General features: G+C 72.9%; 8 protein-coding genes. 4 read left to right on the top strand and 4 right to left on the bottom strand.

The features are described 5' to 3' along the window. Window positions 1–47: 47 nt before the first annotated feature. The 4 genes from ACWGJO_RS14070 to ACWGJO_RS14055 all read right to left on the bottom strand — a co-directional run bounded on the left by ACWGJO_RS14070 (window position 48) and on the right by ACWGJO_RS14055 (window position 3,699). The gene (locus ACWGJO_RS14070) at window positions 48–686 is read right to left on the bottom strand and encodes a response regulator (protein WP_387689960.1); all 639 of its coding nucleotides are present in this window, start codon (window positions 684–686) and stop codon (window positions 48–50) included. Next, window positions 683–1,918, bottom strand: a complete 1,236-nt coding sequence (locus ACWGJO_RS14065) for a sensor histidine kinase (protein WP_452183635.1) — start codon at window positions 1,916–1,918, stop codon at window positions 683–685. Before ACWGJO_RS14065 ends, ACWGJO_RS14070 begins: the two co-directional genes overlap by 4 nt. Window positions 1,919–1,998: 80 nt before the next feature. After that, window positions 1,999–2,727 carry an ABC transporter permease gene (locus ACWGJO_RS14060; RefSeq protein WP_452183639.1) on the bottom strand — a complete coding sequence of 243 codons (729 nt, stop codon included), beginning with the start codon at window positions 2,725–2,727 and terminating at the stop codon, window positions 1,999–2,001. A 54-nt stretch (window positions 2,728–2,781) separates the two neighbouring features. Further along, the gene (locus ACWGJO_RS14055) at window positions 2,782–3,699 is read right to left on the bottom strand and encodes an ABC transporter ATP-binding protein (protein WP_452183634.1); all 918 of its coding nucleotides are present in this window, start codon (window positions 3,697–3,699) and stop codon (window positions 2,782–2,784) included. A 263-nt stretch (window positions 3,700–3,962) separates the two neighbouring features. Here ACWGJO_RS14055 and ACWGJO_RS14050 point away from each other — a divergent pair, with 263 nt between their 5' ends. The 4 genes from ACWGJO_RS14050 to ACWGJO_RS14035 form a co-directional block, all read left to right on the top strand. Then, window positions 3,963–5,201 carry a cytochrome P450 gene (locus ACWGJO_RS14050; protein ID WP_452183633.1) on the top strand — a complete coding sequence of 413 codons (1,239 nt, stop codon included), beginning with the start codon at window positions 3,963–3,965 and terminating at the stop codon, window positions 5,199–5,201. 101 nt (window positions 5,202–5,302) lie between these two features. Beyond that, a complete protein-coding gene (locus ACWGJO_RS14045; protein WP_452183632.1) occupies window positions 5,303–6,340 on the top strand; it encodes an ATP-binding cassette domain-containing protein in 1,038 nt (345 codons plus the stop codon). Then, entirely contained in the window at window positions 6,340–7,176 is an 837-nt protein-coding gene (locus tag ACWGJO_RS14040; RefSeq protein ID WP_452183631.1) for an ABC transporter permease, read from the top strand. Before ACWGJO_RS14045 ends, ACWGJO_RS14040 begins: the two co-directional genes overlap by 1 nt. Before the next feature lie 308 nt (window positions 7,177–7,484). Further along, window positions 7,485–11,024, top strand: a 3,540-nt coding sequence (locus ACWGJO_RS14035; protein ID WP_452183630.1) for a type I polyketide synthase, incomplete at its 3' end; no start/stop codon positions are given.

Raw genomic sequence — 11,024 nt, 5'->3', positions numbered from 1 at the left:
CGACGACGAACTGGGGAGCTGACGGCGGGCCGGCGGGGCGTTCCGGGTCAGGTCACCAGACCGCGCCGGAACGCCTCGCCGACCGCGCCCGCCCGGTCGCGGACCCCGAGCTTGTCGTAGATCCGCAGCAGGTGCGTCTTGACACTGGCCTCGGTGATGAACAGCTTGCCGGCGACCTCCTTGTTGGAGGAGCCGTGGGCGACCAGCCGCATCACCTCCAGCTCACGGGCGCTCAGCACACCGAGGCTGGGCCGGCGCACCCGGTCCATCAGCCGTTTGGTGATGGCGGGGGAGAGCATCGCGTCGCCCCGGGCCGCGACCCGGGCCGCGCGCAGCAGCTCCTCGGTGGGCGCGTCCTTCAGCAGGTAGCCGGTGGCGCCGGCCTCGATCGCGGGCAGTACGTCGTTGTCGGTGTCGAAGGTGGTCAGCACCAGCACCCGCACCCCGGGCGCGCTCTCGCCGAGCCGGTGGATCGCGGTGACACCGTCCATCACCGGCATGCGCAGGTCCATCAGCACCAGGTCGGGCTTCAGCTCGGCGACCCGGTCGAGCGCCTCGGCGCCGTTGCCGGCCTCGCCGACGACCTCGAACTCCGGGCTGTTGGCGAACGCGCCGCGCAGGCCGTCCCGGACGATCGGGTGGTCGTCGACGATCAGCAGCCGTACGGGGGCGGACTGTTCGCTCATGCGGTGCCGCCCCGGCGAATCGCCGGCACGCTCGCGTTCACCGCGGTGCCCGAGCCCGGGGCGCTCTCCACGGTCAGTGTCCCGAGCACCCGGTCGAGCCGTCGGCGCAGGCCGTCCAGCCCGTAGCCGCTGTCGCCGTCGGCGGGCGGCGGCCCGTCGAGGTCGGTCACGGTGAAGCCGACCCCGTCGTCGTGAACGTCCAGCATGACCGTGTCCTCCAGGTAGGAAATGGTCAGTCTGACCTTACTGGCAGCGGCGTGCTTCGCGATGTTCGCCAGGGTCTCCTGGGCGGCACGGAACAGGGCGACCTCGATCTCCGTCAACAACGGGACGGGATCACCGGTGGTCTCCACCGAGGCCGGCACGCCCGCACGCGCCGACCAGCGCTGGGCCAGCTCCCGGATCGCGTTCGGCAGGTGCGCCTCCTCCAGCTCCGCCGGCCGCAGCGCGGCCACCGAGCGCCGGGCCGCCGTGAGGCTCTCCCGGGCCAGCCCCCGGGCCTGTTCGAGGTGCCACTCGCGCTGCTCGGGCTGCGGCCGGGCCCGGTCGGCGGCCTGGAGCTGGGTGATGATGCCGGCCAGTCCCTGGGCGATGGTGTCGTGGATCTCCCGGGCCATCCGCTGGCGCTCGTCCTGGATGCCCGCCTCCCGGGCCTGGATCAGCAGCTGGGCGTGCAGGCCGTTGTTCTCGGCGATCACCGTCTTCAACTCCGTGACCAGCCGGCGGCGTTCCTCGCTGCGCTCGTTGAAGCGGTGCGACAGGTTGCCGAACAGGCCGATCAGGCAGGTCTGGAGGCAGACCGAGGCGGCCGCGATGGCGATCCGCCGGGAGCTGTCCGGCACCCCGCCGGGGATCAGGTTGATGATCAGCGAGGTGGCGCCGACGCTGACGAAGGCCCACTGCGGCGGGAGCAGGTCGTAGGCCTGGACGAACCCGATCACGGCGAACACGAAGAAGATCGGGTGCTGGGTCATCAGCAGTGCGGCCAGCACCAGCTGGCCCGCCACGTACGTCAGCATCGGGCCGGTGCGCCCCGTCCACTGCGGCGACCGCAGGGTGTACATCGCCAGCGTCCACGCGGCGGTCACCACGACCAGCGGGAAGACCGTGACCCGCGCGGTGGCCGCGCCCTCCTCCGGCTGCACGACGCACAGCACGGTGGCCACGCCCAGCAGCACGACGGGCAGCGGGGTGAGGAAGCGGCGCAGGTCGATCGGTTCGTCGCTCTTCATGGTGCTGCTCCTCGGCCCCGCTGCTTCCCCGGCTCCCGCCCCGCCGCGACCGCCCGTGACCGCGGACCTCCACCCTAGGCCTACTCCCAGCGGAAGAGCCGTGCGGCCGCGACACCGAAGACCACCGTGTAGCCGACGAGGACCAACAGCGCCGTGGCGCCCGGCAGGTGACCCCCGGCCACGTCGCCGAAGGCCTGGACGGAGGCGCCGAGCGGGGTGAAGTCACCGATCCGGTTGACCGCGGCGGGCATCTGGTCGCGGGGCACGTACAGGCCCGCGAAGAACATCAGCGGGAAGAACAGCATGCTGCCCGCGCCGGTGGCGGCCTTGGTGGTCTTGAGTACCGAGGCGACGAACAGCCCGATGGACAGCACGGCGGTGGCCGAGAGCAGGAAGGTCAGCGCGAAGCCGAGCGGGTTGCTCGGCAGCTTGACGTCCCACAGCAGGCGCGCGGTCGTGAGGACCAGGACGGTGGTGGCGATCGCCACGGTGATCTGGACCACCAACTGGGCGATCAGCACCCGGGCCGGGCCCACCGGCGTGGTCGACAGCCGGCGCAGGATGCCCTTCTCCCGGTAGCCCACCAGGTAGGTCGGGGTGATGAACAGACCGGTCATCGCGAACGCCAGCACCACGGTGACGGGCGTGTAGGAGTCGATGACGCGCTGGCCGATCTCGGCCTTGAACTCGCGGGAGGACGGGATGCTGCCGATGATCACCACCAGGGCGACCGGGAAGAGCAGCGTCCAGAAGTACGCGGCCGGGTCTCGCAGGAAGAGCTTGAACTCCACGGCCGTGAGCCGGTTCATCGCCCGCACGGGGGTTCTCCTTCTAGGGGTCGGGGGTCGGCTACGGGCCGGGGATCAGTGGGAGGGGTGGTCGAACCGGCGGCCGGTCAGGGCGAGGAACGCGTCCTCCAGACTGGCCAGCTCCGCGCGCAGGTCGGCCGCGACGATCTGGTTGCGGGCGAGCGCCGAGGTGACGGCGTACACCAGGTTGCCCGTGCCGGTGACCTCCACCTGGGAGCCGTGCCGCTGGACCGAGGTCACCTCGGGCAGCGAGGTCAGGAGGTGGTCGTCGAGCGGGGAGGTCGGGCGGAAGCGCACCTTCTGCTCGGCGCCCACCCCGGCCACCAGGCCGGCGGGGGTGTCCAGCGCGACGATCCGGCCGCCGTCGATCAGGGCCAGCCGGTCGCAGAGCCGCTCGGCCTCCTCCATGAAGTGGGTGACCAGGACGACGGTGATGCCCCGGGCGCGGACCTGCTCGATCAGCTCCCAGGTGTCCCGCCGGGCCGCCGGGTCCAGACCGGTGGTCAGCTCGTCCAGCACGGCCACCTTCGGGTTGCCGACCAGCGCCAGCGCGATGGACAGCCGCTGCTTCTGGCCGCCGGACAGGCTGGCGAACGGACTGTTCATCTTGTCCAGCAGGTTCAGCTCGGCGAGCAGCTCCCGCCAGTCGGCGTGGTCGTCGTAGAAGGAGGCGTACAGCTCCATCGCCTCGGCGACCCGCAGCTTGTCCGGCATCTCGCTCTTCTGCAGCTGCATGCCCAGGATGCGGTGCAGCTTGGCGGCGTCGCGCTGGGGGTCCAGGCCGTGCACCGAGATGCTCCCGCCGCCGGGCTTGCGCAGCCCGGCGATGCACTCGACCGTCGTGGTCTTCCCGGCGCCGTTGGGGCCGAGGATGCCGAAGATCTCCCCCTCCTGCACCTCGAACGAGATGTCGTCGACGACGACCTTCTGGCCGTACTGCATCCGCAGGTTCGAAACGACGATCGCTGGCACGGTCTTGGTCTCCGATCTCCGAGGTCCCACCAGTGTCCGGCCGGCACCGCCGTGCCCGGATCGACCTGGTGATATCCATCCGGTGGAACTTCCCGCGATCGAACGGTTGACACCCGGACCCGCCCCGCGCGTCCCCGGACGTCGCGACCGGCTCCCGGGCCCGGCCCCTAAACACCTGCCCGGGCCCCGGATAGGGGTGTCGGCCCTGTTACGGCCGTGTCTACGCTCGGCCCCATTCGCGGAGGCTGAAGGGGCACGGGACGATGGAGTCGAGTGAGCGGCAACTCCGGGCGCAGATGCGCTTCTTCCACGACCTGGTGCGCAAGCTCGCCGCCCAGGGAGATCCCTACGCGAAGGTGCTGAGCGCGCCGGACAACCCCTACCCCGCGTACGAGGAGATCCGGGCGCGGGGCCGCGTCTACCGCAGCCCGCTGGGCACCTGGGTCACCACTGACCACGAACTCGCCAACCAGGTGCTGCGGGACAAGCGCTTCGGCGTGCGCAAGGCCGACGGCGAGAAGGTGCCGGAGTTCATGAACTTCGACAACTCCATGCTCGGCCTCGACCCGCCGGAGCACACCCGGCTGCGCCGGATGACCATGCCCACCCTCAACCCGCGCGTCGTCGAGCGCTGGCGCGGCCGGGCCGAGGAGTTCTGCCACCGGCTGATCGACGACATCCTGGCCCAGGGCGACCGGTTCGACCTGATGACCGCCTTCGCCCACCACCTGCCGACCGCGGTGATCGGCGACCTGGTCGGCATCCCCGAGGAGGACCGGGAGCACTTCCACCACCTCAGCCGGGAGATCGTCCCGCTGCTGGACGGCGTGGTCACCTACGAGAAGGCGCGCAGCGTGGACGCCGCCATCGCCGGGATGACCGAGCTGTTCACCCGGATCGTCGAGCAGCGCCGGGTCGAGCCGCGCGAGGACATGATCAGCCGGATGCTGCCGCTGGTCGACGAGGGCAGCCTGAGCATGGACGAACTGCTGCCGCTGTGCATGTTCCTGCCGCTGGCCGGCACCGAGACCACCGTCAACCTGATCGGCAACGGCATCCTGGCGCTGCTGCGCCACCCCGAGCAGTGGCGGATGGTGGCCGAGGACCCGGAACTGGCCCAGAACGTGGTCAACGAGACGCTGCGCCACGACCCGCCGGTGCAGACCTACCGGCGGATCGCCCACGAGCCGGTCGAACTGGGCGGCGTCGTGCTGCCCGTCGACAGCGAGCTGGCGATCGTGGCCGCCGGGGCCAACCGGGACCCGCAGGTCTTCCCCGACCCCGCCCGCTTCGACATCACCCGGGTCAGCCGCAACGACACCCTGGCGTTCTCGGCCGGCATCCACTACTGCCTGGGCGCGCCGCTGGCCAGGTTCGAGGCCGAGGTGGCCTACCGGACCCTCATCTCCCGGATGCCCGGGCTGCGGCAGGCCGGGCCGGTGCGCCGGCGGGGCTCCTTCATCATTCGCGGCCTGCGGGAGTTCCCGCTGTCGGCGAGCTGACCCGGCGTCGGCGCACGGCTCCCCGGCGCGGGTCGGCCGCGACCGCACCACGACCGCGTACGGCGCGACCCGCGCACACGGCACTTCCCAGTGGAGGGATCATGGCGGACCCGATCATCCTCGCCGAAGGACTGCACAAGCACTTCGGCGAGGTCCACGCCCTACGAGGGCTCGACCTCGCCGTCCCGGCCGGGACGGTCCGCGGGGTGCTCGGCCCCAACGGCGCCGGCAAGACCACCGCGGTGAACATCCTCGCGACCCTGATGGACCCGGACGCCGGGCACGCCCGGATCGCCGGGCTGGACGTGGTCCGCGAGGCCGACCGGGTGCGCTCGGTGATCGGCCTGGCCGGGCAGTTCGCCGCGGTGGACGAGAAGCTGACCGGCCGCGGCAACCTGCGGATGTTCGGCCGGCTCTACCACCTGCCCCGTCGGCAGGTGCACCAGCGGGCCGACGAACTCCTGGAGCGCTTCGGCCTGATGGAGGCGGCCGACCGGCAGGTGCGCGGCTACTCCGGCGGCATGCGCCGCCGGCTCGACCTCGTCGCCAGCCTGATCCTGCGCCCCCAGGTGCTCTTCCTGGACGAGCCGACCACCGGCCTCGACCCGCGCAGCCGCGGCGAGATCTGGGACTGCGTGCGGGAGCTCGTCACCGAGGGCACCACCGTGCTGCTCACCACCCAGTACCTGGACGAGGCCGACCAACTGGCCGACGACATCGCGGTGGTGGACTACGGCCGGGTGATCGCCGAGGGCACCCCCGACCAACTCAAGTCGACGATCGGCAACCGCTTCGACGTGGTCGTCGAGGACCCGGCGCTGCTGCCGCAGGCCTCCGCCGTGCTGCACCGGCTGACCGGGGCCGAGCCGACCGGGACCGGCGAGAACAGCCTGAGCGTGCCGTCCGCGGACGGCACCGTGCGGGTCGCCGAACTCGTCCGGGAGCTGGACCGGGCGGGGATCGAGGTCGCCGACGTCAGCCTGCGCCGCCCCACCCTCGACGAGGTGTTCCTGCGCCTGACCGACCGCTCGGCCCCGGCCGACACCGATACCGACGGCGACGCCCCGGCCGACACCGAAACCGACGGCGACGCCCCGGCCGGCGCCCGAGCCGACGACAGAGTCAAGGACCACGCCTGATGACCGTCCAGAGCACCCCCGTTGCCCGCCGGACCCCGGTGACCCGCCTGCGCTGGGCGCTGTCGGACGGCTTCGTCCTCGTCGGGCGCGAGTTCAGCCGGCTGCGCCAGGAGCCCGGCTCACTGATCGCCGCACTGATCTTCCCCGCCGTGATGGTGCTGCTGTTCGGCTACGTCTTCGGCAGCGCCATCCGGATTCCGGGCGGCGGTGACTACCGCGCCTACCTGATGCCCGGGCTGTTCGCCATGGTGACGGCCAGTTCGGTGGTGGCGGTGATCGAGCGGGTCGCCGCCGACGTCTCGCGCGGACTGATGAGCCGGTTCCGCTCGATGCCGATGTCGCGGGTCGCGGTCGCCTTCGGGCACACCGCCTCCGACATGGTCGGCGGCCTGCTCAGCGTGGCCATCATGGCGGTGGCCGGTCTGCTGGTCGGCTGGCGTGCGTCCGACGGGCTGCTGAACGCCCTGGCCGGCTTCGGGCTGCTGGTGCTGATGCGCTACGCGCTCAGCTGGGTCGGCTGCTTCTTCGGCCTGAAGGTCCCCAACGAGCAGATGGCGCAGCAGCTCACGCTGCTCGTGATGCCGGTGACCATGCTGTCGAACGCCTTCGTGCCGACCGACGGGATGCCCGCCTGGCTGCGGTTCATCGCCGAGTGGAACCCGCTCAGCGCCCTGACCGCCGGCTGCCGCGAGCTGTTCGGCAACCCGGGGACGGCGACCGGCTCGCACGCCTGGCCGGTGGACCACCCGGTGGCCGCCACGCTGCTGTGGTCGGTGGGCCTCCTGGTGGTCTTCGTGCCGCTGTCGGTGCGCTCGTTCCAGCGCAAGAACCGCTGACCCGGCGAACCCCGCACCGCCCGGTGGGAATCCCCGGGACCGGGGTCCCCGGCCGGAAGTCCCCGGACCGGCACCCCTAACTGTGGGGCCGCTACCGGGGGCCGGCATCCGCCCTGCTTAGGGGTTGGTGCCGGTCGGTTCGCTCCCTAAGCTCGCGGATGACGCGCCATCGGGTACGCCGGGGAATTCCACCCGGCGGACCGCGGTGGCCCTTGCGAAACGCCAATCCGCCCAGGTCGACGGGTGGGCAAATTCCACCCGTGAATTCCGTTCGGCTATTTCCGGCGCATTACGTGTTGAGGTGTCCCATGCCTGAGGTCCATGCCGATGACGCTGCCATCGCCGTCGTAGGACTCGCCTGCCGACTGCCGGGCGCCGCGACCCCGCGGGCCTTCTGGAAGCTGCTGTGCGACGGCGTGGAAGCGATCGGCGACGTCCCCCTCGACCGGGGCGACCTCGCCGAGCGGGACGTCCCGCGCCGCGGCGGCTTCCTCGACCGGATCGACGGGTTCGACCCGGGCTTCTTCGGCATCTCGCCGCGCGAGGCCACCGCCATGGACCCGCAGCAGCGGCTCATGCTGGAGCTGAGCTGGGAGGCACTGGAGGACGCCCGGATCGTGCCGGACGCCCTGCGCGGCAGCCGGACCGGCGTCTTCGTCGGCGTGATGGCCTCCGACTACGCCACCCTCGCCCAGCGCGGCGGCACCGCGCAGATCGGCCCGCACTCGCTGGTCGGCCTGCAGCGCGGCCTGATCGCCAACCGGGTCTCCTACGCCGTCGGCCTGCGCGGCCCCAGCATGACCGTCGACGCCGGACAGTCCTCCTCCCTGGTCGCGGTGCACGTCGCCGCCGACAGCCTGCGGCGCGGCGAGGCCACCCTCGCCCTGGCCGGCGGCGTGCACCTGATCGCGGCCCCGGAGAGCACCGTCGGCGCGGCCCGCTTCGGCGCGCTCTCCCCGGACGGCCGCTGCTACACCTTCGACGAGCGCGCCAACGGCTACGTCCGCGGCGAGGGCGGCGTGGTCGTCGCCCTCAAGACCGTCGCCCGGGCCGTCGCCGACGGCGACCGGATCTACGCCGTCATCCGCGGCAGCGCCGTCAACAACGACGGCGGCGGCGACAGCCTGACCACCCCCAGCCGCGACGCCCAGGCCGACGTGCTCGGCGCCGCCTACCGGCGCGCCGGGATCGCCCCCGACGCGGTGCGCTACGTCGAACTGCACGGCACCGGCACGGCCGTCGGCGACCCGGTCGAGGCGGCGGCCCTCGGCGCCGTCCTCGGCGCCGGCCGCACCCCCGACGCCGCGCTGCGGGTCGGCTCCGCCAAGACCAACATCGGCCACCTCGAAGGCGCCGCCGGCGCGGCCGGCCTGCTCAAGGCCGTCCTGTCGGTGGCCAACCGGCAGCTCCCGCCGAGCCTCAACTTCGAACGGCCCAACCCGCGCATCCCCCTGGACGACCTCGGCCTGCGGGTGCAGACCGCCCTCGAACCCTGGCCCGAGGGCCCGCGGATCGCGGGTGTCAGCTCCTTCGGCATGGGCGGCACCAACTGCCACGTCGTGCTCACGGAGTGGCCCGGCCGGGCCGACGACCCGCGCGAGCGGACCGCCGACGCCGACGCGCCGGTGCTCTGGCCGCTGTCGGGCCGCACCGAGGACGCGCTGCGCGAGCAGGCCGCCCGGCTGCGCTCCCACCTGGAGGCCACCCCCGCCGCCGACCCGGCCGACATCGGCCACTCGCTGGCCACCACCCGCGCGGCCTTCGGCCACCGGGCCGCCGTGCTCGGCCGCGGCCGGGACGAACTGCTGCGCCGCCTCGGCTCCCTGGCCGCCGGCGAGCCGGTGCGCGGGGTGCTCTCGGGGGAGACGGACGAGGGCCGCACGGCCTTCCTGTTCACCGGGCAGGGCTCGCAGCGGGTCGGGATGGGCCGGGGCCTGTACGAGGCTTTCCCCGCCTTCGCGGCGGCGTTCGACGCGGTCTGCGCGGAGCTGGACGCGAGGCTCGGGCGGTCGGTGCGGGAGGTCGTCCTCGACGGCGTCGAGGATCTGGACCGTACGGTGTGGGCGCAGGCCGGGCTGTTCGCGGTCGAGGTGGCGTCCTTCCGGCTGCTCGAATCCTGGGGCGTGACGCCCGACTTCCTGCTCGGCCACTCGATCGGTGAGATCGCCGCCGCGCACTGCGCCGGCGTGTTCTCGCTGGCCGACGCCTGCACCCTGGTGGCGGCGCGCGGCCGGCTGATGGACGCGCTGCCGAGCGGCGGGGCGATGCTGGCGGTCGAGGCCGCCGAGGCCGAGGTGCGTTCGGAGATCGGCGACCGCCTGGACGTCGCGGCCGTCAACGGGCCGACCTCCGTGGTGGTCTCCGGCCCGGTCGAGGCGGTGGAGGAGTTCGCCGCTCGCTGGAAGGCCGAGGGTCGCCGGATCCGTCGGCTGACGGTCTCGCACGCGTTCCACTCGGCGCTGATGGAGCCGATGCTGGAAGAATTCGCTTCCGTGCTGGCCGGGTTGACCTTCGCCGAGCCGCGCATTCCGATCGTGTCGAACCTGACCGGTGGGATCGCCGAGCCCGGGCTGCTCACCACCCCCGACTACTGGGTGCGCCAGGTCCGTGAGGCGGTCCGCTTCGCCGACGGCGTCGCCCACCTCGACGGGCAGGGCGTCACCCGCTACGTCGAGCTGGGCCCGGACGGCGTGCTGAGCGGGCTGGCACAACAGTCCGTGCCCGAAGGGGTGTTCGCCCCCGTTGCCCGCCGCGACCGGGAGGACGTGGACACCGCGCTGCGCGCGCTGGCCCGGATCTGGGTCGCCGGCGCGGACGTCGACTGGCGGGCCGTGCTGCCGGCCGGCCGACGGCTCGAACTGCCGACGTACGCCTTCCAGCACGAGCGCTACTGGCCGGAGGCGGTCCCGCCGGTCGGCGACCCGGGTACGGTCGGCCTGGAGCCGGTCGGCCACCCGCTGCTCAGCGCCGCAGTTCAACTGGCCGGTGGCAACGGCCTGTTGCTGACCGGACGGCTGTCGGTGGCCACGCACCCGTGGCTGGCCGACCACGTCATCCTGGACCGGGTGGTGGTGCCCGGCGCCGCGCTGGTCGAGATGGTCTGGGCGGCCGGCCGCCGGGCCGGCTCCCCGGCGATCCGGGAGCTGGTCCTGCGCACGCCCCTGGTGCTGCCCGAGCACGCCGGGGTGCAGATCCAGGTGAGCGTGAGCGCCGCCGGCGAGACCGGTGAGCGCACCGTCGAGGTCTACTCGCGGCCCGAGGGCACCGGCGACGCCGTCTGGATCAGCCACGCGGCCGGACTCCTGGCCGACGAGGCCGCCGTTGCCGACGCCGCTCCGGACCTCACCGCCTGGCCGCCGGCCGGTGCCACGGCGCTGTCGCTGGAGGGTTTCTACGAGGCTCTGGCCGAGGTCGGGTACGGCTACGGTCCGGTGTTCCGGGGTCTGGGTGCGGCCTGGCGGGTGGGTGGGACCGTTTACGCGGAGGTCGCGCTGCCCGAGGAGGCGGCGGGTGAGGCGGGCGGTTTCGGTCTGCACCCGGCGCTGCTGGACGCGGCACTGCACGTCAGTGGCCTGGTCGAGGCCGAGGGCGGGGCGACACGACTGCCCTTCGCCTGGACCGGCGTCCAGCTGCACGCCGTCGGGGCATCCGCGCTGCGCGTCGCCGTAAGTCCGGCGGCCGACGGTGTGGCGATCCTGGCCGCCGACGAACTCGGTGCTCCTGTCGCGTCCGTGGGCTCCCTGGTCCTGCGGGAGGTTTCGGCGGAGGCGCTTCGGCCGGTCGGTGAGGGTGGGCCGGAGGCGTTGTTCGCGGTGGACTGGGTGCCGGTTCCGGTTCCGGTTCCGGTT

The sequence above is a fragment of the Kitasatospora sp. NPDC054795 genome, assembly GCF_053611565.1.
The sequence above is the reverse complement of the archived record's forward strand: the minus strand, read 5'-3'. Positions and strand labels throughout refer to the sequence as shown.